The organism is Streptomyces sp. NRRL S-378, from assembly GCF_000720645.1.
Taxonomy (GTDB): Bacteria; Actinomycetota; Actinomycetes; order Streptomycetales; family Streptomycetaceae; genus Streptomyces.
Genome location: NZ_JOBX01000018.1, coordinates 68,099 through 93,570, shown reverse-complemented (window position 1 = coordinate 93,570; position 25,472 = coordinate 68,099). Strand labels below are relative to the sequence as shown.

At 72.5% G+C, this 25,472-nt stretch carries 27 protein-coding genes; 10 read left to right on the top strand and 17 right to left on the bottom strand.

Translation table 11 applies throughout. The features are described from left to right. Positions 1-393, bottom strand: coding sequence for a hypothetical protein (locus tag IH80_RS0115940; RefSeq protein WP_030961067.1), 393 nt, complete (start codon positions 391-393; stop codon positions 1-3). Positions 394-737: 344 nt separating this feature from the next. Between IH80_RS0115940 and IH80_RS0115935 the strand changes: the two genes are divergently transcribed. The 5 genes from IH80_RS0115935 (at position 738) to IH80_RS0115915 (ending at position 3,429) form a co-directional block, all read left to right on the top strand. Next, positions 738-1,064, top strand: coding sequence for a hypothetical protein (locus IH80_RS0115935; protein WP_030961065.1), 327 nt, complete (start codon positions 738-740; stop codon positions 1,062-1,064). Positions 1,065-1,128: 64 nt separating this feature from the next. Further along, complete coding sequence (locus IH80_RS44745) at positions 1,129-1,680, top strand: hypothetical protein (RefSeq protein ID WP_030961064.1); 552 nt, start codon at positions 1,129-1,131, stop codon at positions 1,678-1,680. Between the two features lie 160 nt (positions 1,681-1,840). Beyond that, entirely contained in the window at positions 1,841-2,245 is a 405-nt protein-coding gene (locus IH80_RS0115925) for a hypothetical protein (protein WP_030961063.1), read from the top strand. A gap of 3 nt (positions 2,246-2,248) precedes the next feature. Further along, entirely contained in the window at positions 2,249-2,674 is a 426-nt protein-coding gene (locus IH80_RS0115920) for a thiol-disulfide oxidoreductase DCC family protein (protein ID WP_030961061.1), read from the top strand. An 11-nt stretch (positions 2,675-2,685) separates the two neighbouring features. After that, positions 2,686-3,429 carry a TetR/AcrR family transcriptional regulator gene (locus IH80_RS0115915; RefSeq protein ID WP_030961059.1) on the top strand — a complete coding sequence of 248 codons (744 nt, stop codon included), beginning with the start codon at positions 2,686-2,688 and terminating at the stop codon, positions 3,427-3,429. 19 nt (positions 3,430-3,448) lie between these two features. On the opposite strand, the gene IH80_RS0115910 is transcribed toward IH80_RS0115915, so the two are convergent. The 3 genes from IH80_RS0115910 to IH80_RS0115900 form a co-directional block, all read right to left on the bottom strand. Then, positions 3,449-5,005: an ABC transporter substrate-binding protein gene (locus IH80_RS0115910; RefSeq protein WP_030961058.1), complete on the bottom strand. Its 1,557-nt coding sequence runs from the start codon at positions 5,003-5,005 to the stop codon at positions 3,449-3,451. A gap of 123 nt (positions 5,006-5,128) precedes the next feature. Next, positions 5,129-6,469, bottom strand: coding sequence for a metallophosphoesterase (locus IH80_RS0115905; protein ID WP_386396580.1), 1,341 nt, complete (start codon positions 6,467-6,469; stop codon positions 5,129-5,131). Beyond that, entirely contained in the window at positions 6,466-6,735 is a 270-nt protein-coding gene (locus IH80_RS0115900) for an SCO4848 family membrane protein (RefSeq protein ID WP_030961055.1), read from the bottom strand. Before IH80_RS0115900 ends, IH80_RS0115905 begins: the two co-directional genes overlap by 4 nt. A 121-nt stretch (positions 6,736-6,856) precedes the next feature. Here IH80_RS0115900 and IH80_RS0115895 point away from each other — a divergent pair, with 121 nt between their 5' ends. Continuing rightward, positions 6,857-8,107 (top strand): D-alanyl-D-alanine carboxypeptidase family protein, encoded by a 1,251-nt coding sequence (locus IH80_RS0115895; protein WP_030961053.1) that lies wholly within the window; start codon positions 6,857-6,859, stop codon positions 8,105-8,107. Between the two features lie 112 nt (positions 8,108-8,219). On the opposite strand, the gene IH80_RS0115890 is transcribed toward IH80_RS0115895, so the two are convergent. The 4 genes from IH80_RS0115890 to glyA all read right to left on the bottom strand — a co-directional run bounded on the left by IH80_RS0115890 (position 8,220) and on the right by glyA (position 12,514). Next, entirely contained in the window at positions 8,220-9,152 is a 933-nt protein-coding gene (locus IH80_RS0115890) for a YihY/virulence factor BrkB family protein (RefSeq protein ID WP_030961052.1), read from the bottom strand. A gap of 178 nt (positions 9,153-9,330) precedes the next feature. Then, positions 9,331-9,936: a 2'-5' RNA ligase family protein gene (locus IH80_RS0115885; protein ID WP_030961051.1), complete on the bottom strand. Its 606-nt coding sequence runs from the start codon at positions 9,934-9,936 to the stop codon at positions 9,331-9,333. A 95-nt stretch (positions 9,937-10,031) separates the two neighbouring features. Next, positions 10,032-11,045, bottom strand: a complete 1,014-nt coding sequence (gene trpS / locus IH80_RS0115880; RefSeq protein ID WP_030961050.1) for a tryptophan--tRNA ligase — start codon at positions 11,043-11,045, stop codon at positions 10,032-10,034. A gap of 200 nt (positions 11,046-11,245) precedes the next feature. Next, positions 11,246-12,514, bottom strand: a complete 1,269-nt coding sequence (gene glyA, locus IH80_RS0115875; RefSeq protein WP_030961048.1) for a serine hydroxymethyltransferase — start codon at positions 12,512-12,514, stop codon at positions 11,246-11,248. Between the two features lie 243 nt (positions 12,515-12,757). Between glyA and rocD the strand changes: the two genes are divergently transcribed. Continuing rightward, the gene (gene rocD / locus IH80_RS0115870) at positions 12,758-13,963 is read left to right on the top strand and encodes an ornithine--oxo-acid transaminase (RefSeq protein ID WP_030961046.1); all 1,206 of its coding nucleotides are present in this window, start codon (positions 12,758-12,760) and stop codon (positions 13,961-13,963) included. A gap of 18 nt (positions 13,964-13,981) precedes the next feature. Here the strand turns inward: rocD and IH80_RS0115865 are convergent, their stop codons facing one another. Both IH80_RS0115865 and IH80_RS0115860 read right to left on the bottom strand, forming a co-directional pair. Beyond that, a complete protein-coding gene (locus IH80_RS0115865) occupies positions 13,982-15,184 on the bottom strand; it encodes a glutathionylspermidine synthase family protein (RefSeq protein ID WP_030961044.1) in 1,203 nt (400 codons plus the stop codon). 7 nt (positions 15,185-15,191) lie between these two features. Continuing rightward, positions 15,192-15,488, bottom strand: coding sequence for a hypothetical protein (locus tag IH80_RS0115860; RefSeq protein WP_030659419.1), 297 nt, complete (start codon positions 15,486-15,488; stop codon positions 15,192-15,194). Positions 15,489-15,591: 103 nt separating this feature from the next. On the opposite strand from IH80_RS0115860, the gene IH80_RS0115855 reads away from it, so the two are divergent. Continuing rightward, a complete protein-coding gene (locus tag IH80_RS0115855; RefSeq protein ID WP_030961043.1) occupies positions 15,592-16,452 on the top strand; it encodes a hypothetical protein in 861 nt (286 codons plus the stop codon). A gap of 77 nt (positions 16,453-16,529) precedes the next feature. Here IH80_RS0115855 and IH80_RS0115850 read toward each other — a convergent pair whose 3' ends face one another. Then, the gene (locus IH80_RS0115850; protein ID WP_030961042.1) at positions 16,530-17,927 is read right to left on the bottom strand and encodes a PLP-dependent aminotransferase family protein; all 1,398 of its coding nucleotides are present in this window, start codon (positions 17,925-17,927) and stop codon (positions 16,530-16,532) included. Between the two features lie 47 nt (positions 17,928-17,974). Here IH80_RS0115850 and IH80_RS0115845 point away from each other — a divergent pair, with 47 nt between their 5' ends. Continuing rightward, positions 17,975-18,499 carry a carboxymuconolactone decarboxylase family protein gene (locus IH80_RS0115845; RefSeq protein ID WP_030961041.1) on the top strand — a complete coding sequence of 175 codons (525 nt, stop codon included), beginning with the start codon at positions 17,975-17,977 and terminating at the stop codon, positions 18,497-18,499. A 54-nt stretch (positions 18,500-18,553) separates the two neighbouring features. Here IH80_RS0115845 and IH80_RS0115840 read toward each other — a convergent pair whose 3' ends face one another. The 6 genes from IH80_RS0115840 to IH80_RS0115815 all read right to left on the bottom strand — a co-directional run bounded on the left by IH80_RS0115840 (position 18,554) and on the right by IH80_RS0115815 (position 24,552). Continuing rightward, complete coding sequence (locus tag IH80_RS0115840) at positions 18,554-19,492, bottom strand: hypothetical protein (RefSeq protein WP_051809380.1); 939 nt, start codon at positions 19,490-19,492, stop codon at positions 18,554-18,556. Between the two features lie 3 nt (positions 19,493-19,495). After that, a complete protein-coding gene (locus IH80_RS0115835; protein WP_030961037.1) occupies positions 19,496-19,843 on the bottom strand; it encodes a hypothetical protein in 348 nt (115 codons plus the stop codon). Positions 19,844-19,865: 22 nt separating this feature from the next. Next, positions 19,866-21,578 carry a hypothetical protein gene (locus tag IH80_RS0115830; RefSeq protein WP_030961036.1) on the bottom strand — a complete coding sequence of 571 codons (1,713 nt, stop codon included), beginning with the start codon at positions 21,576-21,578 and terminating at the stop codon, positions 19,866-19,868. A gap of 143 nt (positions 21,579-21,721) precedes the next feature. Beyond that, on the bottom strand, positions 21,722-22,711 hold the full coding sequence (locus tag IH80_RS0115825) for a malate dehydrogenase (RefSeq protein WP_030961035.1): 990 nt from the start codon (positions 22,709-22,711) through the stop codon (positions 21,722-21,724). Positions 22,712-23,270: 559 nt separating this feature from the next. Beyond that, entirely contained in the window at positions 23,271-23,675 is a 405-nt protein-coding gene (locus IH80_RS0115820) for a DUF3017 domain-containing protein (RefSeq protein WP_030961034.1), read from the bottom strand. Between the two features lie 16 nt (positions 23,676-23,691). Continuing rightward, positions 23,692-24,552 carry a bifunctional methylenetetrahydrofolate dehydrogenase/methenyltetrahydrofolate cyclohydrolase gene (locus IH80_RS0115815; protein ID WP_030961032.1) on the bottom strand — a complete coding sequence of 287 codons (861 nt, stop codon included), beginning with the start codon at positions 24,550-24,552 and terminating at the stop codon, positions 23,692-23,694. Between the two features lie 245 nt (positions 24,553-24,797). Here IH80_RS0115815 and IH80_RS0115810 point away from each other — a divergent pair, with 245 nt between their 5' ends. Next, on the top strand, positions 24,798-25,463 hold the full coding sequence (locus tag IH80_RS0115810; protein ID WP_030961030.1) for a hypothetical protein: 666 nt from the start codon (positions 24,798-24,800) through the stop codon (positions 25,461-25,463). Positions 25,464-25,472: the final 9 nt, after the last annotated feature.

Below are 25,472 nucleotides of genomic sequence, written 5' to 3'. Positions count from 1 at the left end.
TCAGCCGCCCACCAGCGCGACGAGCTTGAGGAAGGTGACCTCGACGCCGAGCGGGAGGGATACCTCCTCGTCCAGCCCGGTGATCTGGCGGTCCCCCACCAGGACCAGGAAGCCGTTGCGTTCGAAGGCCCGCAGCGCCAGCTCGGTCTGCTTCTCCGGGTCGATGCGGCGCGGCGTCCGCAGCGCGTACCCGTTGAGGGTGCGCTCGGCGCCCTCCGGCTGCACCAGCGCCTGGAACACCTCGGGCCGCTTCGCGTGGTACTCCGCGACCTCCTGGAACACCCTGCGCCGGATCAGCTCGCGCAACGCGAGCCGCTCCTCGGCGATCTCGAGTCCCCAGCCGTCGCCACGGCCTCCGGCGGTCGTCTCGTCGACGAAGGTCACCATTCCCATGCCCGAACCGTAGGGGCGGGCACTGACAACGGCCCCGGACGGCCTCGGGGATGCGTCTGGGCCGGGTGCGGGGCTCCCCCCATGGCCGGTGGATCTTCCGCGGCACAGACTGGCGGGCATGACGAACTCCGCGAACCCCTCCGCACGCACAGCCCGTTGGACCACCCCGGTCCCCTCCGGGCGCCGTCGTGGCGGCGCTCGCCGCCGGCGCCCTGCCGGCCTCGGCCCAGCCCGTGCGGCCGCCGGGGACGGCCCGGGCCGCGGATCCCGGCCCGGGGCCGTCCCCGGGCCGGCACTGGCGGACGCCCGGGAGATCGAGCCGTGGGCCTGGGGCGGAGGGCGGCATGTTCCCCCACGCCCCCGACCTGGAGGGGTTCATGACGAACGTGATGCGCGGCCACCTGCTCAGGCCCGCCCAGCAGCGGCAGCTGTGCACGATGCCCCCGCTCTCGGAGGGCGCCAGGGACCGTTTCAGCAGGGGCGGGCTGATGCGCGCCGAGGCGGACGGCACCGTCGTGTGGGGCAAGACCGGCTCCATGGGCGCCTCGGCCAGAGGGGTGTCCGCCACCGAGGGCGGTCGCCGGACCGTCGTCCACTCCCTCCTCCCGGCGCGCAGGGACGGGGAGTTGCTGCGTAGGCACATCGAACGTCTGCTGGCCGCCTCCCTCTGAGCGGGGAACCCGGGCCGCGGGACCCGGGGTACAGGGCGGGGGTGCCTGTGGAAGGATCGGCCGCATGAGTGAGCAGCAGCCGAACCCGTACGCGAGCGACCCCGCCGGTCAGGGCGGCCAGCCCGGCGCACCCGGTCAGGACGACTACAAATGGGGCCCCGGCGAGGCCAGTTACGGATACCCCCAGCCGTACCCGGCGGCGCCGGCCTACCAGCCGACCATCGGCGGCGCGGGCATGCCGTCGCCCGCCGGGTACTCCGCGGCCCCGGCCGGCGGCGCCGGCTTCGCCCTCGGCGACATCACCGTCGCCGGCGACCAGATCATCACCCCGTCGGGCACGATGCCGCTGAGGGGCGCGATGTGGAACGCGACCGACTTCTCGCGCACCGAGGAGAAGATCCCGCCCCACGCGATCGTGCTGGCGATCGTCTTCTTCCTCTTCTGCCTGCTCGGCCTGCTCTTCCTCCTGATGAAGGAGAAGACCACCACCGGCTACATCCAGGTCACGGTGACCAGCGGCGGCCGTCACCACTCCACGATGATCCCGGCGGTGGACGCGAACACCTTCCACTGGGTGATGTCGCAGCTGGGCCACGCGCGGGCGCTCAGCATGTGAGCCCCCGGTACGACGCATGCGGGCCCCGGCCGTTCGGCCGGGGCCCGCATGCGTTTTCCGGGGCGGCGGGCGCACGCGGCCGTTCGCTTGAACTTGTTCAAAAAAGGCTCTAGAGTCATCGACGTCAGAGCATTTGAACACGTTCAAAGGGGCTGGGGCAATGGACCTCACCGTGGTCACGTACGTCATCTACCTGCTCATCAGCATCGGCCTCACGGTCTGGGTGGCCCGCACGCTCAGCCGCAACGGCCGCGTCTTCATCGGGGACGTCCTCCACGGCAACGAGAAGCTCGCCGACGCCGTCAACCAGCTCCTCGTGGTCGGGTTCTACCTCGTCAACATCGGCTTCGTGACCCTCTACCTCCGCTCGACCGAGGAGGTCGACACCGCCCGCGCCCTCTTCGAGGCGCTCTCGGTCAAGCTCGGCGTCGTCCTGCTGGTCCTGGGCGTCATGCACCTCGGCAACGTGTGGGCACTGAACCGGATGCGCCGCCGCGGGATCATGGAGCGCCAGCAGACCCCGCCCGTCCCCCCGCAGGGGTGGACCGCGCCGGTCGGGGCCTGAGCCATGGCACACACCGGGGCCGTGCGGCACCTGACCGTCCTCTACGACGCCGACTGCCCGCTCTGCGGGCACATCCGGCACTGGCTGCTGGCGCAGCGGCTGCTCCTGCCGATCACCCTGGTCCCCGCCGCGTCCTGGGAGGCGCGGCGGCGGTTCCCCCGGCTCGACCACGCCTCGACGCTCCGCGAGATCACCGTCGTCGGGAACTCCGGACAGGTGTGGACCGGGACCGACGCCTTCATCGTCTGCCTGTGGGCCCTGGCCGAACACCGGCCGAAGGCGAACTGGCTGGCGACGCCGGCCGGCCGCCCGTTCGCCCGGGCCGCGATGTTCACGGCCTCCGCGTGGCGACAGGCCGTGCGCACCGAAGGGTCGCCCGAGGCCGTCGAGGGACCGGCCTGTGACGACGCGTGCTCCGTCCCCCGATAGGCTCGTGCACCGTGACTGAACAGAAGGCCCCCAAGAGCGAGCAGACCCGCACGCTCATCCTCGAAACCGCGCTCCGCCTCTTCCAGGAGCGCGGCTTCGACAAGACGACCATGCGGGGCATCGCGAAGGAAGCCGGTGTCTCGGTCGGCAACGCCTACTACTACTTCGAGTCGAAGGAACACCTGGTCCAGGGCTTCTACGACCGGATCAGCGCCGCCCACCAGGCGGCGGTCCGGCCCATCCTGGACAACGAGACCGATCTGCAGAAGCGGCTCGCGGGCGTGCTGACGAGCTGGCTGGACATCGGCGCCCCGTACCACGAGTTCGCCTCGCAGTTCTTCAAGAACGCGGCGGACCCCGAGAGCCCCCTCAGCCCCTTCTCACCGGAGTCGGAACCGGCGCGCAAGGCCGCGATCGACATCCACCGCGAGGTGCTGGCGGGTGCGAAGACCAAGGTGCCGGCCGAACTGGCCGACGTGCTGCCGGAGCTGATGTGGCTCTCGCAGATGGGCCTGGTCCTCTACTGGGTCTTCGACCGCTCCCCGAACAGCGAGAAGTCGCGCCGGCTCGCCGAGCGCGGCGCGCAGCTCACCACGCGGGGCATCGTGCTGGCCCGCTTCCGCGTGCTGCGGCCGCTGGTGCGCGAGGTCCACGAGCTGTTCGCGGACTTCCTGCCGGGCATGGCCCAGACGGCGGCGGGCCGGCGCAAGGCGTCCGACCCGCACCCGGAGCCGGACGGGGCCGGGAAGGCCTGAGGCCCGGGGGCCCGGAGGCCTAGAGCCAGTTGAGCTCCCACAGACGCCAGACACCGGTGCCGTCGGACAGGTACTGACCACCGGTGACGGCCTCGCGGGACATCACGTAGTCCTTCTTCTGCCAGATCGGCACCATCGGGGCCTGCTGGGCGACCGCCTTCTGCAGCTCCCTGAAGTCGGCGGCCGCGTCGGAGCGCTCCGAGTGGGACTGGGTACGGGTGATCAGCTCGTCGACGCGCTTGTCGGAGAAGCCGTTGTTCATGGAGGAGCCGGCGCCGACGAGCGGGGCGATGAAGTTGTCCGCGTCCGGGAAGTCCGCGATCCACCCGATCGTGTAGGCGTCGAACTCGCCCGCCGCGTAAGCCTTCTGGAAGTCGTTCCACTCCTCGACCGGCTTGAGCGTCACCCGGAACAGCCCGGTGTCCTCAAGCTGCCGCTTGATCTCCTCGGCCTCGGGCATGTTCGCGCCGCGCACGTTCACACCGAGCCTGAGCTGCACGGGACCGTTGATCCCGGCCTCCTTGAAGAGCTTCTTGGCGGTGGCCCCGTTGGGCGCGGGATAGGTGTCGAAGAACGGCGTGCTGTGGCCGGCGACGCCCGCCGGGACCAGGGAGTACAGCGGGGTGACGGTGCCCCGGTAGACGTCGCCGGCGACCTTGGCGCGGTCCAGGACGGCGGCGACGGCCTGGCGGACGGCGAGCGGGGCGGCGGCGGAGCCGGGGCGGACGTTGAAGACGACGGAACGGATCTCGCTGCCGCCGGAGGCCTGGTAGCGGGTGTCCTTCATGCCCGGGTTGAGGCCGGCGAGCACCTCCGGGGGCATCTCCCGGTGGGCGACCTCGATCTGGCGGCCCTTCCAGGCCTGGTCGAGCTGCTGGGAGTCCTTGAAGTACCTGACGGTGACCGCCGCGCGGGCGGGCTTGCCCTGTCCCTTGTACGAGGCGTTGGGCTTGAGCTCGGCGCTCGTACCGGCCTTGTACGCGCTCAGCGTGTACGGGCCGGAGCCGTCGGCCTTGCCGTCCTCGCGCAGGGACTTCGCCGGGTACCTGTCCTTGTCGACGATCGAGCCGGCACCCGTCGCGATCTTGAAGGGGAAGGTGGCGTCACCGGCGGACAGGTTGAAGGTGACCGTGCGGCCTTCGGCCCTGACCGACTCCAGGGTGTTGAGGAGCGGGGCCGGCCCCTGGTCGGAGTTGATCGCCTTGATGCGGTCGAAGGAGTGCTTGACGTCCTCTGCGGTGATCGCGCGCCCCCCGGCGAACGTCACGTCGGGGCGCAGCTCGCACTGGTACGTGGTGAGCTTCTGGCCGACGAACCCGCAGGAGGCGGCGGCGTCCGGCACGGGGGCGTCGGAACCGGGCTTGACGGTCAGCAGCGATTGGTAGACGTTGCTGAACAGGGCCCAGGAGCCCGCGTCGTACGCCCCGGCGGGGTCGAGGGAGGACACCACGTCACTGGTCCCGACGCGGATGGCACCGCGGCTCCCGCCGCCCTCGGGCAGCAACTGCCAGACGCCGACGCCGGCCACGCCGAGGACCAGCCCGGCCGCGATGATCTTCCAGCGGACAGACCGCATCCCGTGAACCCCGCCCCTTGTCCCGGAGACAGCGACCCGCTGTCCGATTACCGGATATCCCATCACGGAATATCAGCCACCGGAAGATCGGTTCGCAGAGCGGCAGTTGACGGTCGGTGCGGGTCAGGCCTGGTATGAGGCGAGTTCGACGACCGTGATGTCGGACGGTGCGCCCACCCGGACCGGCGGGCCCCAGGCCCCCGCCCCGCGGGACACGTAGAGCTGGGTGTCGCCGTAGCGCTCCAGGCCGGCGACGGTGGGGTTGGCGAGCTCGGCGAGGTACTCGCCCGGCCAGAGCTGGCCGCCGTGGGTGTGGCCGGAGAGCTGCAGGTCGACGCCGTGCTTGACGGCGTCGTGGATGACCACCGGCTGGTGGGCGAGGAGTACGGCGGCCCGCGACCGGTCGCGGTCGCCGAGGGCGGCCCGGAAGTCGGGGCCGCTCCCCTCCCGCTCGCCCTGGATGTCGTTGACGCCGGCCAGGTCGAAGTGCGGCAGGGCGCGCCGGGCGTTCTCCAGGGGGGTCAGGCCGAGCTCGCGGACGTGCTCGACCCACTGCTCGGCGCCGGAGAAGTACTCGTGGTTGCCGGTGACGAAGAAGGAGCCGTGGCGGGCGGTCAGCCCGCGCAGCGGCTCCGCGGCCGGTCCCAGGTCGGGGACGCTGCCGTCGACGAGGTCGCCGACGATGGCGATGAGGTCGGGCTGGGTGCGGTTGACGGTGTCGACGATGCGCTGGGCGTGGGCGCGGCCGAGCACCGGGCCGAGGTGGACGTCGCTGACGACGGCGATCCGGAAGCCGTGCGCCGCGCGCGGCAGTTTGGCCAGGGGGACCTGGACCCGCCGCACGCTCGGCCCGCGCAGCACTCCGTACGCGCCGTGCCCGACGGTGCCGACGGCGACGGCGGCGGCCGCCCCGCCCACCGCGCGCGCGACGAAGGTGCGGCGGGTGAGGCCGCCGCCCGGCGCCGCGGCGGCCGGTTCCGCGGGCGCGCCGTCCGCGGCGAGCACCGCGCCGGGCTCCGTAGCCGTACCCGCCCCGGTGTCGGCGGCTGCGGACGGCGTCGGCGCCGCCGCGGCCGCGGGCATGCCCGTCCCGGTGGCGGATTGCTCCGCCGGAGGTCCGGCTGTCGCCCCGGAGGGGTCGCGGTGGGCCAGACGGCGGAGCAACAGCGCGCGGATCGGCTCCGCGACCAGCATCGTCAGGGTCAGGTACAGGAGCACCGCGAGCCACAGGTACCCCGGCCAGGACACCGTCTGCTGCAGCCAGAAGGGGGCCCCGGCGCGGCCCGCGGTCAGGGCGGCCACGGACAGGAGGGGCAGGGCGATGGTCAACGCGGTGCCGATGCGGCGGGGCAGGCCGCCGGGGGCGGTGGTGTCACGGACCAGGCGGACCCACAGCCAGCGGTGCACCCCGACGAGCAGGGCGCAGACGGCCAGTGCGACCAGCGCGAAGACCAGGACCGTCATGCCGCACCGTCCTCGGCACCCGGGCGTGACGCACGTCGCAGGGCCAGGACCCCGCGCAACCCGATCACACCGACCGCCGTCCCCAGGAGAAAGGACGTCACGGCGAGCGTCAGGTGGACCCAGAAGTAGGCAGTGGGGTCGCCCGCCGTGTCGAAGGCCAGGCCACTGCCGTTCTTCCACAGGTTCCGGACGAAAGACACCCAGATGAACCAGGTCCACACTCCGAAGGCGAGCAGGAACCAGGAGGCGGCACGGCTGAGTTTCATGTCCTCAGTATCGGTTTCGTCCCCGGGACGGACGCGCCGGGGTGGGCTGTCCCGGCGTTGGTTGCCACGAAATGGCCGGTCCGCGACGCCATCCAGCTCATCGGGATGTACTTTCACCTGCGTGTCTGCCAAGACGACCGCTCTGACGGTCCTTACCGCCGCGTTGCTGGTGCCCACCATGCTGGTGGTGCCCGCACACGCCGTGCCGACCCCGCCGGCCGACGGGAAGGGCGGGCCGGCCAAGGCGCCGGCTGCTCCCGCGCCGCCCGCGTCGATGTCCACGGTCGGCGGATCCCTGCTCGGCCAGCCGGGTACGCAGGTGAACCTGCTGCCGGGCGCGCCCGCCCTGCCGACGAACCTCACCGGCCGGTCGTGGATCGTGGCGGACGCCGAGTCCGGCGAGGTCCTGGCGGCGTACAACGCGCACTGGCGGCTGCCGCCGGCCTCCACGATGAAGATGCTCTTCGCGGACACCCTGCTGCCGGGCCTGCCCAAGGAGCAGGTGCACAAGGTCACCGACGCGGACATGGACGGCGTGGGCCCGGGCAGCAGTCTGGTCGGGGTCAAGGAGGATCACGAGTACTCCGTCCACGACCTGTGGCTCGGGGTGTTCCTGCGGTCGGGGAACGACGCCGTGCACGTACTTTCGGCCATGAACGGCGGCGTCGAGAAGACCGTCAAGGACATGCAGGCGCACGCGGAGGAGCTCCAGGCGCTGGACACCCATGTGGTGTCGCCCGACGGGTACGACGCCCCGGAGCAGGTGTCGAGCGCGTACGACCTCACGCTGATCGCCCGCTCCGGACTGCAGAAGCAGGACTTCCGCGAGTACTGCGGCACGGCGAGTGCGAAGTTCCCCGGCCTGCAGGAGCCCGGGAAGCCGCGGGACTACTTCGAGATCCAGAACACCAACCGGCTGATGACGGGCGCGGGCGGGATCTCCCCGTACAAGGGCATCGCCGGGGTGAAGAACGGCAACACGACCATGGCCGGCTCCACCTTCACGGGGGCGGCGCAGCAGGGCTCCCGGAAGCTGCTGGTCACCGTGATGAACCCGGGCGCGGGCGGCGCGAACTCGGTCTACGAGGAGACCGCCGCGCTCTTCGACTGGGGCTTCGCCGCGGCCGGGAAGGTCAAGCCGGTGGGTGAGCTGGTCCCGCCGAAGAGCGCGGACACCTCCCCGCACGGCTCGCCGGCCCAGTCGCACGAGAACAACCCGTCGGCGAACGGCATCGTCCCGGGCGGCGGTGTGGGCACCGCCCTGGGCGTCGCGGGCGGTGCGCTCGCCGTACTGGCGGGCGGCGCGTACGTGGTCAACCGCCGCTGGCCGCGCGGCAGGCGGAGCCGCGGCCGCGACGAGGAACTCGTCTAGGGGGCGTGGCCCCCCGGTCGTGGGTCCCCGCGGGCGGGGATCCACGACCTGCGCCGAGCCGTGAATTCACCCGAACGGATCCCGCCCACTCCCACCTGGGGATGCGCCGGCCTCACCGCCCGGCGGCCGGTTCCTGCCCCTGCGCCTGCCCCTGCTCGGCCGCGGGAGGCTCCCCGTCGCCGTCGTCCGCCTCGCCGTCGTCGCGGGTGGCCGTCCAGGCGGAGACGTACAGCAGCAGCTTCGCCATGAAGTTGATCCAGAGCAGCAGGGCGATCGGTACGCCGAAGGCCCCGTACATGCTCTTCGAGGCCACCTCCCGCATGTAGCCGCTGAGCAGCAGCTTCAGCAGCTCGAATCCGGCCGCGCCGATCAGCGCGGCCTGGATCAGGCGGCCCCGCGGCGGTTCGACCCCCGGGAGCAGGGTCAGGAGGTAGAGCAGCACCAGGAAGGCGGCGACCACGCCGACCAGGAAGGCGAAGACGCGCAACAGCACGCCGCCGGCCCCTTCGCCGGGGATGCCCAGCCAGTCGGCCGCCTTGCCGACCGCGCTCGACCCGAGGATCGAGGCCGCCGCGGAGAGCAGGCCCACCGCGCCGAGGCCGAGCAGGACGAGCCCGTCCTTGCCCTTGCGGACGATCGGGTTCCCGTCGTCCTCGTCGTCCTTGTCCCACACCGCGCGCAGACAGTCCCGCATCGAGCCCACCCAGCCGATGCCGGTGAAGAGGAGCAGGGCGCCGGCGACGAGGCCGATCGTGGCCGCGTTCGCGACGAGTCCCTCGATGTTGAGCTGGTCGGAGATGCCGGGGACCTGTTCGGAGAGGGTCTTCTCCAGCTGGTCCAGCTGCTGCTCGCTGAGCAGTGCCGCGCCGACGGCCGCGGCCACGGCGATCAGGGGGAAGAGCGCGAGGAAGCTGATGAAGGTGATCGCGGCGGCGAGCCGCGTCCAGTGCACGCGGTCGAGGCGTTCGTACGAGCGCCACGCGTGGGTCCGCATCAGACGGCCCGCCAGCGGCCCGACCACCGGGAGTTTCGTCAGCCAGTCCATGGGGTCACCGTAAATGAGGCGCCGGAAATAGCCCGGATTGTCGCTTTCAGGGACTACGGTCGTCGATTGTGACTTTTCGCCCAGCGCCCTCGACGGGGCGTCCGTTCCACACCCTGGTCCTGCGAAGGCTGAGGTTCCGCGCCCGGCGCACCGCCCGGCTGACCCTGCGCCCGCTCCGTCAGGAAGGCCGTACGGTCGCCCCGGCCGCCTCGGCCGTCTGGTCGACCGGGGAGCCCGGCTGCGCCGGAACGCCTATGGGCCCGCTCCCGAAAGGGTATTCGCGCAGCTTGCGCCAGACCCCGTCGGAGCCCTGCTCGTAGAGCGCGAACCCGTCGCAGACCCATTCGGCCACGTAGTCGGCCAGCGTCGTGAACGCCAGGTCCATCGCCTCTTCGGAGATCCCGTGGGCGACGGTGACGTGGGGGTGGTACGGGAAGGCCAGCTCGCGGCTGAGCGGCCCGGACGGGTCGCGGACCTCGCTCTGCAGCCGGGTGCAGCCCGCGACGCCCTCGGCGATCCGGACGAAGACGACCGGCGAGACGGGCCGGAAGGTTCCCGTCCCGCTCAGCCGCATCGGGAAGGCGGGGAAGGCGGCGGCGACCTCGGTGAGGTGGGCCCGGATCGCCGGGAGGCGGTCCGCCTCCACCTCGGTCGGCGGCACGAGGGTGACGTGCGTGGGGATGCCGTGCGCGGCGGCGTCCCCGAAGCCCGCGCGCAGCTCCTGGAGCTGGCTGCCGTAGGGCTCCGGGACCGCGATCGAAACGCCGAGCGTTACGGTCCCCACGTGTCTCTCCTCCGCTTGCCTTGTGGACCCTGCCGCCCCAGTGTGGGGCCACGACCCCACTTCGTGCCAGAGCGGTCTTTCCGTAGTTGCGTTCGTCAGTGCTTGGCGGGCAGCAGACCCAGGCGGTCGTACGCCTGCGCCAGCGTCTCCGCGGCGACCGCACGGGCCTTCTCCGCGCCCTTGGCCAGCAGGGAGTCCAGGGTCTCCGGGTCGTCCAGGTACTCCTGGGTGCGCTGCTTGAACGGTGTGACGAAATCGACCATCACGCCGGCCAGGTCCGTCTTCAGCGCGCCGTAGCCCTTGCCGACGTACTTCTCCTCCAGGGCGGGGATCGACTCGCCCGTGAGGGTGGAGTAGATCGTGAGCAGGTTGCTGACGCCGGGCTTCTTCTCGGTGTCGAAGCGGATCTCGGCCTCGGTGTCGGTGACCGCGCTCTTGATCTTCTTCTCGGTGACCTTGGGCTCGTCGAGGAGGTTGATCAGACCCTTGGGGGACGACGCCGACTTCGACATCTTGATCGCCGGGTCCTGGAGGTCGTAGATCTTCGCGACCTCCTTGACGATGTGCGCGGCGGGCAGCGTGAAGGTCTGGCCGAACCGGCTGTTGAAGCGCTCGGCGAGGTCGCGGGTCAGCTCGATGTGCTGGCGCTGGTCCTCGCCGACCGGGACGGCGTTCGCCTGGTAGAGCAGGATGTCGGCGACCTGGAGGATCGGGTACGTGAAGAGGCCGACGCTGGCGCTGTTGACGCCGCCCTTGGCGGACTTGTCCTTGAACTGGGTCATCCGGCTGGCCTCACCGAAACCGGTGATGCAGTTCATCACCCAGCCGAGCTGCGCGTGCTCGGGGACGTGGCTCTGGACGAAGAGCGTGCAGCGCTCCGGGTCCAGGCCGGCGGCGAGCAGCTGCGCGGCGGAGAGGCGGGTGTTCGCGCGCAGGTCCTTCGGATCCTGGGGCATGGTGATCGCGTGCAGGTCGACGACCATGTAGAACGCGTCGTGCGTCTCCTGGAGGGCGACGTACTGGCGGATGGCTCCGAGGTAGTTCCCGAGGTGGAACGAACCGGAGGTGGGCTGGATGCCGGAGAGCGCGCGAGGACGATCAGAAGCCATGGCCCCATTCTCTCAGGTGCGGGGCGGGCTCGTGCCCGCTGTCGGCCTGTGCCGCCCGCTGCGCGGTGCCCGTGGGCGCCGCCCACCCCCGCGCCCCGATCGCCGGCGGGGCCGGATGCGCGGCCGGGCCGGCGATCGAGGCGCGGAGGTCCGGAGGGCGGCGCCCCCGGCATGGATACCGCAGGTCAGGACAGCGCAGGTCAGGACAGCGGCAGGCCCGGGGCCGGGAAGGCGGCCATCAGGTCGGCGACCTCGGCACGGATCACCTTCAGCGCGGTCTCGTCCTGGGTCGCCGCGGCGTCGACCGCGCGCGTGATCCAGTCGGCGACCAGCGGCATGTGTTCCGTGGACAGCCCGCGGGACGTCAGCGACGGCGTGCCGATCCGGATGCCCGACGGGTCGAACGGCTTGCGCGGGTCGAACGGGACCGTGTTGTAGTTCACGACGATCCCCGCCCGGTCCAGGGCCTTGGCCGCGACCTTGCCCGGCACCTCCTTGCCCGTGAGGTCGATCAGGATCAGGTGGTTGTCCGTACCGCCCGAGACCAGGTCGAAGCCCCGCTCCAGCAGCGCCGCCGCCAGCGCCTTGGCGTTGGCGACGACCGCGTGCGCGTACCGGACGAAGGACGGCTGCGCCGCCTCGTGCAGCGCCACCGCGATACCGGCCGTCGTCTGGTTGTGCGGACCGCCCTGCAGGCCCGGGAAGACGGCCTTGTCGATCGCCTTCGCGTGCTCCTCGCGGCACATCAGCATCGCGCCGCGCGGACCGCGCAGCGTCTTGTGGGTCGTGGTGGAGATGACGTCCACGTGCCCGGCCGGGGAGGGGTGCGCGCCGCCCGCGATCAGGCCGGCGATGTGGGCGACGTCCGCGACCAGCACCGAGCCCGCCTCTCGCGCGATCTCGGCGAAGGCGGCGAAGTCGATGGTCCTCGGCAGGGCGGTGCCCCCGCAGAAGATCAGCTTGGGGCGCTCGGCGAGGGCCAGCTCGCGCACCGCGTCGTAGTCGATCAGCCCCGTGTCGGCGCGGACGCCGTACTGCACGCCGCGGAACCACGAGCCCGTCGCCGAGACGCCCCAGCCGTGCGTCAGGTGGCCGCCCATCGGCAGGGCCATGCCCATGACCGTGTCGCCGGGCTGCGCGAAGGCCAGGTACACGGCCAGGTTGGCCGGGGAGCCGGAGTACGGCTGCACGTTGGCGTGGTCCACGCCGAACAGGCCCTTGGCCCGCTCGATCGCCAGGGCCTCGACCCGGTCGATGTTCTGCTGGCCCTCGTAGTAGCGGCGGCCGGGGTAGCCCTCGCTGTACTTGTTCTGCAGCACGGTGCCGGAGGCTTCGAGGACGGCCGCGGACACGTAGTTCTCACTGGGGATCAGGCGCAGGGTCTCCGCCTGGAGGACTTCCTCCGCGGCGATGTGGGACGCCAGTTCGGGGTCGGTCGCGGACAGGGCGGGATGGCGGCTCGCGGACACGGCGGGCTCCTCCGGGGTCGATGTGATCGGTACCCCGCGAGGCCCAGGCGAGCGGCCCTGTATGCGGTCGAGCGCGCACGACTCCCCCGGAGTTGGTTCCCCGTACGCCAGTCGCCGTGCGTACCGAACACCTTAGCGGCCGCGCCGCGCAGAAGGTTTCTGCGTCCGGGATACGAGCGACGATAAGAAGGTGACGCCACCCTCGTCACCGCTTCACCGGCCAGACGGACGATCGGAGACCCCGTGTCGACAACAGCTGATGCCATCCGCTCCGCCGACGCGCACAGCGCGCACAACTACCACCCGCTGCCCGTCGTCGTCGCGTCCGCGGACGGCGCGTGGATGACCGACGTGGAGGGCCGCAGATACCTCGACATGCTCGCCGGGTACTCCGCGCTCAACTTCGGGCACGGCAACCGCCGTCTGATCGACGCCGCGCGGGCCCAGCTGGAGCGGGTGACCCTCACCTCGCGCGCCTTCCACCACGACCGCTTCGCCGACTTCTGCACCGAACTCGCCGCACTGTGCGGCAAGGAGATGGTGCTGCCCATGAACACCGGTGCGGAGGCGGTGGAGACGGCGGTGAAGACGGCCCGCAAGTGGGGCTACGAGGTCAAGGGCGTCCCCGACGGGCACGCCAAGATCGTGGTGGCCGCCGGAAACTTCCACGGCCGGACCACGACCGTCGTCTCCTTCTCGACGGACCACGACGCCCGCGACCACTTCGGCCCGTACACGCCCGGCTTCGAGATCGTCCCGTACGGGGACCTCACGGCGCTGTCGCACGCCGTCACGGAGAACACCGTGGCCGTGCTGCTGGAGCCGATCCAGGGCGAGGCCGGGGTGCTGGTGCCGCCCGCCGGGTACCTGAGCGGCGTACGGGAGCTGACCCGCGAGCGGAACGTGCTCTTCATGGCCGACGAGATCCAGTCGGGGCTCGGCCGGACCGGCCGGACCTTCGCCTGCGAGCACGAGGGGGTCGTCCCGGACGTCTACATCCTCGGCAAGGCGCTCGGCGGCGGTGTCGTGCCGGTGTCGGCGGTGGTCGCCGACCGGGACGTGCTGGGGGTGTTCGGGCCCGGCCAGCACGGCTCGACCTTCGGCGGGAACCCGCTCGCCTGCGCCGTCGCGCTGGAGGTGATCGCGATGCTGCGGACGGGCGAGTTCCAGCAGCGGGCCACCGAACTGGGCGACCACCTCCACCGCGAGCTGGGGATGCTCGTCGGCGGGGGCGCCGTGACCGCCGTGCGCGGCCGCGGACTGTGGGCGGGCGTCGACATCGACCCCTCCCGCGGTACGGGCCGGGAGATCTCCGAGAAGATGATGGAGCGGGGCGTGCTCGTGAAGGACACCCACGGGTCGACCATCCGCATCGCCCCGCCGCTGGTGATCACCAAGGAGGACCTGGACTGGGGGCTGGAGCAGCTCCGGTCGGTGCTGTCGGCGTAGCGAGCCCCCAGCGGATCCTCAGAGGATGACGTGGGGCAGGAAGCGGGCGTACTCGTCCGTGACCGGCCCCGCCGATTCGCGGATGCCGAGCCCCGCGGCCTCGTCCTCGACGACCCACGCGCCGAGCACCACCCGGTTGCCGTCGAAGTCGGGCAGCGGGGCCAGGCCCTGGAAGCAGTACCGCTCCCCCGGCTCCGGTACGAACGGCACGCCGTCCGGGCCGGGCTCGTGCAGGGTGACGCCCGCGCCCTCGCGGCCGAGGAGCGGCTTGGCCACGTAGCCCGCCGATCCGGGCTCCGCGAGCTCGCGCGGGCCGTCGAGGTAGGCCGGCAGCAGGTTCGGATGTTCCGGGAAGAGCTCCCACAGGATGGCGAGCAGGGCCTTGTTGGAGAGCAGCATCTTCCACAGCGGCTCGATCCAGCAGGTGGTGCCGGAGCCGCCGCCGTGGTCGTAGGTGCCGAGGACCTGCGGGCCGAACTCGTCCGTGGCCAGCCACTCCCACGGGTAGAGCTTGAAGCAGCTGCGGATGAAGCGCAGCTTCTCGTCCACGAACCGGCCGGACAGGCTGTCCCAGCCGATCTGCTCCACGGACAGGGCGTGGGTCTCCAGGCCGGCCTGGTCGGCGGTCTCCTGCAGGTAGGCGACCGTCATCAGGTCCTCGCCGAGCTCGTCGGTCTCGGAGTGCGCGAAGTGCAGCGGGCCGGGCGCCAGCAGCTCGGCCTGGCGGCGCCAGGCGTCGACGAGGCGCTCGTGGAGGGAGTTCCACTGGTCGGCTCCGGGGAACCGCTCCTCCATCCAGAACCACTGCGGGCTGGCCGCCTCCACCAGGGAGGTGGGGGTGTCGGCGTTGTACTCCAGCATCTTGGCCGGGCTGCCGGTGCCGTCGTAGCGCAGGTCGAAACGGCCGTACAGGGAGGGCTGTTCGGCACGGCGGCGCCAGGACTCGGCGATCAGTGCGGCGAGCCTGGGGTCGGTGATGCCGAGGTCGGCGAACCGGTCCTGCTCGACGATGTGCGCGGCGGCGGCCAGGCACATGGCGTGCAGTTCCTCGACGACGTTCTCCAGTGCCTCGACCTCGGGCAGGGAGAAGGAGTAGTACGCGCTCTCGTCCCAGTAGGGGCGCAGCGAGTCGTCGGGGTAGCGGGTGAGGGGGTAGATCAGCCCCTGCTCCTCGACCGTCTTCTGCCAGCCTGGCCGGGGCTCGATGGTGTGCCGCTGCATCGTGCGATCAGCCGCCGCTGGAGCTGGAGTGGCCGCCGATGCCGCCGCGGGTGACGGCCGACTTGTCGAAGCTGCCGCCGGTGACCTTGCCGTTGCTGACGCGGCCGCCGTAGTAGTACGCGCCGGTTCCGCCGGTCTTGCACTCCTTGCTGTTCAGGTGGTCCAGCGTGGAGCGCGACGCGCAGCGCCGGTCCGGTTCGTCGCTGCTGCCGCAGGCCACGAGGGTGGCCGCGAGCAGGCCCATGCCTCCGAGGGCGACGGCGCCCGAGCGCATGCGGCGCTGGTTGGTGCTACTGCTGTCCATGTCTGCTGTCCCCCTGGGGCCTGGCGTGGTCCCGACAGACTAGAACGGGGCCCCCGGCCGATGGAATCCGGCCGTCGTGAGATCCGTGACCTAGAGTCATTTCGTGCTGATTGGGATGCTTTGCTCGCTGGGTGCGGCGGTCTGCTTCGGTACGGCGTCCGTGCTGCAGGCCGTCGCGACGCGGGCGGTGGAGCCGGGGAGCGGGTCCGGGGTGGACGCGGCACTGTTCCTGCGGGCCGCCCGGCAGTGGCGCTATCTGCTCGGCCTCGGCCTGGACGGGGCCGGATTCGTCCTGCAGATCATCGCGCTCCGTCACGTGCCGATCTACGTGGTGGGGGCCGCGCTGGCCGCCAGTCTGGCCGTGACGGCGGTGGTCGCGTCGCGGCTGATGGCGGTGCGGTTGTCCCCGGCGGAGTGGTGCGCGGTGGGCGTGGTGTGCCTGGGGCTGCTGATGCTGGGGCTCTCCGCCGGGGAGGAGGGCAGCGGGACGGGCTCCCTGGCGCTGAAGCTGGGGCTGCTGGGGGTGGCGGTGCTGGTGCTGCTGGTCGGCGCGGTCGCCGGCGGGCTGCCGGACGGGCCGCGGGCACTGGTCCTCGGCCTGGGCTCGGGTACGGGCTTCGGCGTGGTGGAGGTGTCGGTGCGGCTCATCGACTCGCCGTGGGACGTCGCGAACCCCGCCCTGTACGCGCTCCTGCTGGGCGGGGCGGCGGGGTTCCTGCTCCTCACCTCGGCGCTGGCGCGCGGCTCGGTGACGGTCGCGACGGCCGGGCTGGTGCTCGGCGAGACGATCGGCCCGGCGGTGGTGGGCGTGGTCTGGCTCGGCGACCGCACCCGGGAGGGCCTGACGTGGCTGGCGGTGACGGGCTTCGCCGTGGCGGTGGCCGGCTCGCTGGCCCTGTCCCGCTTCGGCGAACCGACGTCGCCACCGGCCCCGGCACCACCGGCGGCGCCGCCCGCGCCGTGATTCCGGCGCGTTGCCGGGTGCGGCGCCGTTGCGGGGGCTCCGCCCCGAGCCGCCGCCACGGCGCCGCACCCGCAGGGTCATGGGAGCGAGGCGGTGAGCGCCGCAAGGGTCGGCGACCAGGCGCTGTCCGACGGGGTCCCGTAGCCGACGACCAGCGCGTCCCGCGGGGCGAGCCCGGCCTGCGGGTGCCGGAAGGCGGAGAGGCCGTGCAGGGCCAGGTCCTGCCAGGCCGCCGACTGCAGCACCGACCGCTCCGTGCCCGCCGGGAGGTCCAGCACCGCGTGCAGGCCCGCCGCGATCCCCGAGACCCCCGTGACCCGGCCGGCCACCGCCGCCACCAGCTCGTCCCGCCGCCGCCGGTAGCGCAGCCGCATCCCCCGCACGTGCCGGTCGTACGCCCCGGACACGATGAACTCCGCCAGCGTCAGCTGGTCCAGCGTGCTGGAGGTCCAGTCCGTGTACCCCTTCGCCGCGGTCACCTCCTCCACCAGCCCCGGCGGGAGCACCATCCAGCCGATCCGCAGCCCCGGGGCGAGCGACTTGCTGGCCGTGCCGAGGTACACCACCCGGTCCGGATCCAGGCCCTGGAGGGCTCCCACCGGCTGCCGGTCGTAGCGGAACTCCCCGTCGTAGTCGTCCTCCAGGATCAGCCCGCCGGTGGTCCGGGCCCAGTCGACCGCGGCGGCCCGGCGGGCCGGGGTCAGGGCCGCGCCCGTCGGGAACTGGTGCGCCGGGGTCAGCAGCACCGCGCCCGCCGCGGCCGTCAGCTCCCCCGTACGGGCCCCCTCTCCGTCCACCCCGAGCGGCCGGGTCCGCAGCCCCGCCCGCACCAGCTCGTCCCGGTGGAAGTCCAGGCCGTACCCCTCGACCGCGACCTCCCGCACCCGCCGTGCCCGCAGCACCGCCGCGAGCAGCTTCAGCCCGTGCAGGAACCCCGCGCACAGCACGATCCGGTCCGGGTCCGCGTACACGCCCCGCGCCCGCGCCAGGTAGCCCGCCAGGGCCCGGCGCAGCTCGACGCGGCCGCGCCCGTCGGTCGCGTAGCCGAAGGCCTCGTTCGGGGCGGCGGTCAGCGCCCGCCGGGCCGCCGACAGCCAGCCGGCGCGCGGGAAGCCGCCCAGGTCCGGGGTGCCGGGGACCAGGCTGTACGCGGGCCCGCTCCGGGCGGGGCGCCGTACGGGTGCCGCAGCCGCGGGCCGGCGCGGGCGCGCCCGTTCGGCGACCCGGGTGCCGGAGCCCTGCCGCGCCGTCAGCCAGCCCTCGGCGACGAGTTCGGCGTACGCCTCGGCGACCGTGTTGCGGGCGATGCCCAGGTCGGCGGCGAGGGTGCGGGAGGACGGCAGCCGGGTGCCGGGTGCCAGCCGCCCGCTGCGCGCGGCCTCGCGCAGCGCCTCGGTGAGGCCGGCCCGCAGGCCCCGTCCGGCAGAGAGGTCCAGATGCAGGTCGGCGCCGAAAGTGGCCCAAGGATCCGTCATGGATATGGACCATATCGGCGGGCCGCCCGGCTCCTAGGGTGGAGCGCATGACGACCACAGCGGAGAACCGGCAGACCCCCTCGCACACCCACGACCACGCTCCCGAACACACCCCGCGCATGCACATGGCGAAGCTCGCCCCCGAGGTCTACAAGGCCGTCCTGGCCCTGGAGATCGCTTCCAGGAAGGGCCTGGAGCCCTCCCTCGTCGAGCTCGTCAAGATCCGGGCCTCCCAGATCAACCACTGCGCCTTCTGCCTGGACATGCACACCAAGGATGCGATCGCCGCGGGCGAGAGCGTCGAGCGGATCGTGCAGCTCGGCGCCTGGGAGGAGTCGCGGCACTTCTACACCGGGAAGGAGCTCGCCGCGATCGAGTTCACCGAGGCCGTCACCGTGCTGACCGACGGCTTCGTGCCCGACGAGGTGTACGAGAAGGCCGCGGCGCACTTCGAGGAGCGCGAACTGGCCCAGCTGATCGCCGTCATCGCGACGATCAACGTGTGGAACCGCATCGGCGTGACCACCCGCATGGTGCCGGGCCACTACAAGCCGGGCATGTACAAGGCCTGACCGGCCGGGGCCGGTCCGGGGGCCGCAGGACCCGGCCCCCGGACCGGTTCGCCGTCAGCCGGCTGGCCGGAACGCCGCCAGCGCCGCCGCGTGGTGGTCCTGCGTGACCTGCCACTCGGCGGCCGGGCCGGCGGTGAGCACCGCCCACTTGCCGCCGTCCGCCGCGACGAGGACGCGTTCGACCCCGCGCCGCACCCCGCGCGACTCCTCGCTGTCGTACTGGTAGACCAGCTCCGCAGCACCGGAGGCGCCGGGTACCGGGCCGACGCTGATCTCCTCGTACCCGCGGGTGCCGGCCCTGAGGTGGGTGGAGGCCTGCCTGACCGCGGCGAGCGGGCTCAGCTCCGGCTCCGACACCCGGAACACCTGGATCAGCGCGGTCCGGTCCGGCGAGCGGTAGAAGACCCCTTCCTTGAGCTCCTCCCGCACCCAGCCCGCCGGCACGGCGATGGTGAAGCCCGCCGTGTCCTGCCTGGTCTCGTGGGCACCGGCTCCGGTACCGGTCGGGCCGGGGGCGGGCGTGCCGGTCGGGCCGGTGCCCCCGGTCGGGGAGCCGGTGGGAGCGGACGGGGACGGGGAGCCGCCGGACTCCGTCGGCGCGCCCGAGGTCACCGTCCCGTTCTTCTCACCCGCGCGGTCTCCGTCGCCCGCGTCCCGGGCCACGAACCACACGACGGCCGCGCCGATCGCGACGGAGGCGACGGCGATGCCCGCCGTCGCCGGAGTCAGCCACCGGCCGCGCACCGGGCCGGAGGGCCCGGGCGGCGGTCCGGGCGGCGGTCCGGGCGGCGCCTCGTACGGGGGTGGAGGCGGCGCCTGGGCGCCCGGCCCGAGCGGGTCGTACGCCGGCGGCGCGGTCGGCGGCTGCGGCGGGAGCGGCGGCAGGCCCGCGGCGGCGCCCGGCGCGGGCCCGGCCGGGGCCGGGTCCACCACCCAGCGCTGTGCCTGCGCGTCCCAGCGGCGCGGGCCGGACGGCGGCTGTGCCGGAGCCACGGTTCAGCCCCCCAGCGCGCCGAGCAGGCTGCCCAGGGCAGCGGCCGCGCTCACCGTCTCCACCAGCGGTGCCCACCGTTCCAGCGCCGCCCGGAGCCGGCCGACCAGGCCGGGCCTGATCGTCTCCGTGCCCTCCAGTTGCTCGGCGACCCCGTCCAGTTCGGCGTCGAGCGCCGTCCTGTCGGCGCCCCGGGGAGCCTCCCGTACGAGCGCCTCGCGCAGCGAGAGCACCGCCTCCAGCAGCTCTGCCGCGCCGGGTGCGGCAGCTCCCGTACCGCCCTGGTGGACGGTGTTCGTGTTGTGGGAGCCGCCGACGCTGACCGCGCTGCTGTGGATGCTGCCGATCCGCACGGTGGGCTCCTGTGCTCCCCCGTCACCCGTTGCCATGACTCCCCTTGTGTGTGCTGTTGTGGTTCCCGCTGCCGCCGATGCTGATCGCGCTGTGGCTCACGTCCCCGAAGTGCGCGTTGATGTGGACGTCCGCCCGGCGTGCGAAGGCCTCGGTGTACCAGCCGTTCTCGTCCAGGACGACGGTAATGCCGGCGACGATCCGGTCCTGAACGGTTTTCAGATACCGGTCGAGGTCCATGAGGTGGAACAGCGAGCCGTTGTCCTGCGCGGCGAGCTCGCGCACCGAGGCGCGCGGCCCCTCCGGTCGGGCGCCGCCGTGGCCACCGGATGCGATCCGCCACCAGCTCGCGATGCCGCGGCCGAGGGTGACCAGGGACGCCGTGAAGGAGCCGGGCGTGTGCCGCAGGGCCCAGACCGCCTTCCCGAAGCGGCTGTTGTTCAGGTAGCGGTGGGCGTCCGCGTCCGCGTTGTGGAAGGTGACGTGGACGGGCAGCAGCACGTGGGGGGCCACCTCCACCATCATCATCCCGCCCTGGGTGTGGACCCGTACGAACACGGTGACGACCAGGTTCTCGTCCCAGCCGCCGACGCGGACGCGCAGGAAGTAGCGGCGGCGTTCGCCGCCCTCCTCGACGGCGGACGCCCGGTGCGCCTCGAAGTCGGCCCGCAGGTGCGGGCCTTCGTCGCGGTGGTCCAGGCCGCCGCCCGGCAGGAACACGCACTCGTCGACGACCAGCTCGCGCAGGCGGTCCATCACGGCCGCCTCGGCCTGCGGGGACCCGTGCGGCGAGGGCACCCGCAGACGCTCCAGCAGCGGCACGATCCCCGCGATGATGCGGGCGTTGGTGAGCGGCTGCGGTGCGCGGCCGGGTTCGAGGTCCTCGCGGGGGCGCAGCTCGAAGGACACCTGCCAGGGGCGGTACGAGTCGCCGGCGCCGACGAACGGGTCGTTGATGTCGTACATGATCATCGGCGAGTGCTGCTCGTGGAGGATGCGCTGCCGTACGCGGGCGAACCGTACGCCCTGGTCCGCCTCCGCGGGGTCGGACGCGCGGTGGGCGTACCGGTCCCGGCTCAGGTCCCCGGCGATGGTCCGGGCGACGTGGCCGCGCTGGAGTCCGACCACGGTGACGACCGCGGCGAAGACGGCGGGCACCCAGCCGAGGACGAACCCGGCCGCCGGGCCGCCGATGCCCCCGGAGAAGAGCAGCGCGCCCAGCGCGAACGGGCCGTCGTCCCCGTCGCCGAACGCGCCGAGCAGGGCCAGCCAGACCCCGAGGACGAGGAGCACGATGACGGCCAGGTTCCACCAGGCGTAGATCCGCACGGCGAGGGCCAGCAGGCGCGGCAGCAGCCCGGACCGGGCCCTGAGCCAGCCCGCGAGGCTCAGCAGCAGGAACGGGACGAGTACCACCGCGAGGGCGCCACCGGTGAGCAGGGACCCCGCGAACCAGGCGCCGAGGATGCCCAGGGCCCAGCCGAGTTCGCCTCGGCGGGCGCGGAGGGCGTGCGCGAGGACGCGTGAGGCGTCGAAGCCGTAGGAGGGCGCGACGATCCGCTCCTCGTGGACGTACAGCTCCTCGATGACGCGGTCGCGGTACCCGGCGTCGAGGTAGGTGCCGGCGCACAGGAAACGGCCGGCCTCACTGACCGCCGGGTCGACGGGCGGACGGCCTCCCGGGGGGTCGTGCTGCGGGTCACCTGCGGGCTGACGGGGAATCGGGCTCTCGGTCACCGCCCGACTTTAGATTTCCCCTACACCGTCCGACAGGCGGAATCACGCCAAAGCGCCCCGGCCCGTCGGGGCAGGGGCGCTTCGGTTCGTCCTGCTCGCCGAGGTCGCGGAGGTGTCCGCGGGTCCCGGCGAGCAGTGACGGATCAGATCAGGCCGAGCTCGCGGACCGCGTCGCGCTCCTCCGACAGCTCCTTGACGGAGGCGTCGATGCGGGTGCGGGAGAACTCGTTGATGTCCAGGCCCTGGACGATCTCGTACTTGCCGTCCTTGCAGGTGACGGGGAAGGAGGAGATCAGACCGGCCGGGACGCCGTAGGAGCCGTCCGACGGGATGCCCATGGAGGTCCAGTCGCCCTCGGCGGTGCCGTTGACCCAGGTGTGGACGTGGTCGATGGCGGCGTTGGCGGCCGAGGCTGCGGAGGAGGCGCCACGGGCATCGATGATCGCGGCGCCGCGCTTGGCGACGGTCGGGATGAAGGTGTCGGCGAGCCACGCCTGGTCGTTCACGACCTCGGCGGCGTTCTTGCCGGCGATCTCCGCGTGGAAGATGTCCGGGTACTGGGTCGCCGAGTGGTTGCCCCAGATCGTCAGGCGCTTGATGTCGGAGACGGCGGCACCGGTCTTGGCGGCCAGCTGCGAGATCGCGCGGTTGTGGTCCAGGCGGGTCATCGCGGTGAAGCGCTCGGCCGGTACGTCCGGGGCCGAGGCCTGCGCGATGAGCGCGTTGGTGTTGGCCGGGTTGCCCACGACGAGGACCTTGATGTCGTCCGCGGCGTGCGCGTTGATGGCCTGGCCCTGCGGCTTGAAGATGCCGCCGTTGGCGGCGAGCAGGTCGCCGCGCTCCATGCCCGCGGTGCGCGGACGGGCGCCCACGAGGAGCGCGACGTTGGCGCCCTCGAAGCCCTTGTTCGGGTCGTCGAAGATGTCGATGCCGGCGAGCAGCGGGAAGGCGCAGTCGTCGAGCTCCATGGCGGTGCCCTCGGCGGCCTTCATGCCCTGGGGGATCTCCAGGAGCCGGAGCTTGACCGGCACGTCCGCGCCGAGCAGGTGGCCGGACGCGATGCGGAAGAGCAGCGCGTAGCCGATCTGGCCGGCGGCGCCGGTGACGGTGACATTCACAGGAGTGCGGGTCATGGCCTTCTCCGTTAGACAGCTGGCGGTGGGGCGTCCCCGCCCCATGTGCTGGAGGACGCCGCTCCCCTGTAAATCTTGACGTGAAGAGACATCCGCGGTCAGGCTATCCGACCCGGGCGCGGCCCAACCCCCGGGTACCTGTGGTGCGTGGCACACGGACCCCGGAGTTCGAAGGCGCGGTCGGCTCCCGGACCCCCATTCGACGCGGATGATCTGTCCCGTCTGGTGGTCCTCGATCGACTTGACGCAGGCGCTCGCCGCGCGGGCGACGGGTACGGCGTCGAACCCGGCGAAGGTGTTTCCGTACGTGTCGGTCGTGTCGCGACGCGTCGGCCGTACCGCGCACCAGTGCGCGGACCTGCGGTCCGGGCTGTGGCTCGTCGCCACCGGGCAGGCCGCGTGGATCCTGCCGCGACTGCTGTGCGACGCCCCGCCGCCCGGCACCGCCGTACGGGAACTGCCGGGCGCGGGGCGGACGCTGGACGCCGTGGTCCGGGCGGGCACCGGGAGCCGGCCGGCGATCGCGGCCGCGCCGGCGTCCTCACCGCGCCCGGCGCACTCAGCGAACGGTGAAGCGGACCGCGCTCTCCAGGAACGGGACCTCCAGCCACGGCTGGGGTTCCATCACCAGCGCGAGCAGCGTGATCACCACGCCCAGCAGCCCGTAGGTGATCATGTCGGTGAAGCGGGAGCGCACCGCGAGCATCCCCACCGAGGGCAGCACGCGCCGCAGCACCGACGCCGCGATCAGGGCCACGCCGATCACCAGACAGCCGATCCGGGCCTGACCCAGCGCCGTGGTCAGCAGGCCCACCGCGGTCGCGGCGAGCACGCTGAGCATCGGCCACTGACGGGCGGGCGTGGACACCGCCCCGGGCACGGCGCGGCCGCTCCCCTCGGGGCGGGCCGTGTCCCGCGTGACGGACGGGAAGCGGCGGGACCTGGCCGCGCCGCTCCCGTTCACACGCTCGGCACCCGGCTCAGTTCGCACTGCCGGTCCGCTCCGCCGCCTCGACGACGTTGACGAGCAGCTGGGCGCGGGTCATCGGGCCGACACCGCCCGGGTTCGGCGAGATCCACGCGGCCACCTCGGCGACGCCGGGGTGCACATCGCCGACGATCTTGCCGGCCTCGTCGCGGCTGACGCCCACGTCGAGCACGGCCGCGCCGGGCTTCACGTCCTCCGGCTTGACCAGGTGCGGGACGCCGGCCGCGGCGACGATGATGTCGGCCTGGCGCAGCAGCCCGGACAGGTCGCGCGTACCGGTGTGGCACAGCGTCACGGTGGCGTTCTCGGACTTGCGGGTCAGCAGCAGGCCGATGGACCGGCCGACGGTGATCCCGCGGCCGAGGACCACGACGTGCGCGCCGTTGATCTCGACGTCGTGGTGGCGCAGCAGCTCCACGATCCCGTACGGGGTGCAGGGCAGCGGGCCCGGCTCGTTCAGCACGAGCCGGCCCAGGGAGGTGGGGTGCAGGCCGTCGGCGTCCTTCAGCGGGTCCATCAGCTCCAGGACCCGGTTGGTGTCGATGCCCTTGGGCAGCGGGAGTTGGACGATGTAGCCCGTGCACTGCGGGTTGGCGTTGAGCTCCCGCACGACCGCCTCGATGTCCTCCTGGGAGGCCGTCCCGGGCAGTTCGCGCTGGATGGAGGCGATACCGACTTCGGCGCAGTCCTTGTGCTTGCCGTTGACGTACCAGCGGCTGCCCGGATCGTCGCCGACCAGCAGGGTGCCGAGGCCGGGGGTGATGCCCCGGGCCTTCAGGGCCGCCACACGGGCGGTCAGTTCGGACTTGATCGCGGCCGCGGTGGCCTTGCCATCGAGAATCTGGGCGGTCATGCCCCCATCCTCCCGGATGAGGTGGCCATGGTTCCAGTCAAGACGCTCGCGTGACCGCAGGGTTCATTGCACTTGCACAACAAGTGACCGGCCGTATGCCAACCGGCTGGACAAGGCATCCCTGCTCGGACCACGATGAAACGACTGAAGTACCGCGGGCAGTGCCGGGGGGCGGACCGCACCGTGCAGGATTCCTCCGTGCTCATTGCCGTGCGTCCCCGCATTTCCACGGAGGAACACCCCAGATGAGTTTCGGCGACCCGCACAATCCGTACGGACAGCAGCCGCAGGGCCAGCCCGGCTACGGCTACCCGCAGCAGGCCCCCCAGGGCGTCCCGCCGCAGGGCGGTTACGCGTACCCGCAGCAGGCCCCGCAGGGCTACCCCGGCGCCCCCGCCGGCTACCCGGGCGGCCCGGGCGGCTACCCCGGCCCCCACATGGAGATGCCCGGCGGTGCGAAGGCGGCCCGGGTCGTCCTCTTCGTCGTCGGCGCCCTGCAGGTGCTGAGCGGCCTGTTCTTCATCATCGGCGGCGCCGTCTTCGCCACCGCGCTCTCGGGCTCCGGCTCCTCCTCCGCGGAGGACGCCGGCGCGGTCGCCGGGACCGCGGGCGTCATCGTGGGCATCCTGTTCATCGGCTTCGCCCTGTGGCCCATCCTGACCGCCGCCAAGCTGGCCAAGGGCCGGGGCGGAGTGCGCGTCTCCGGCATCATCTACGGATCGCTGCAGACCCTCTTCGCCGCCTTCGGCGTGCTGGTGTACCTGATCGCGATGGGCGCGAGCGAGCACAGCTCGGCCGGCGGTGCCACCTTCATCACCGTGCTGCCGTCGCTGATCTCCCTCGCCCTCGGCCTGACGATCATCATCGGCCTCGCCAAGGCCGGCGACTACTTCCGGCGCCCCCAGTACTGACCCGCCGCC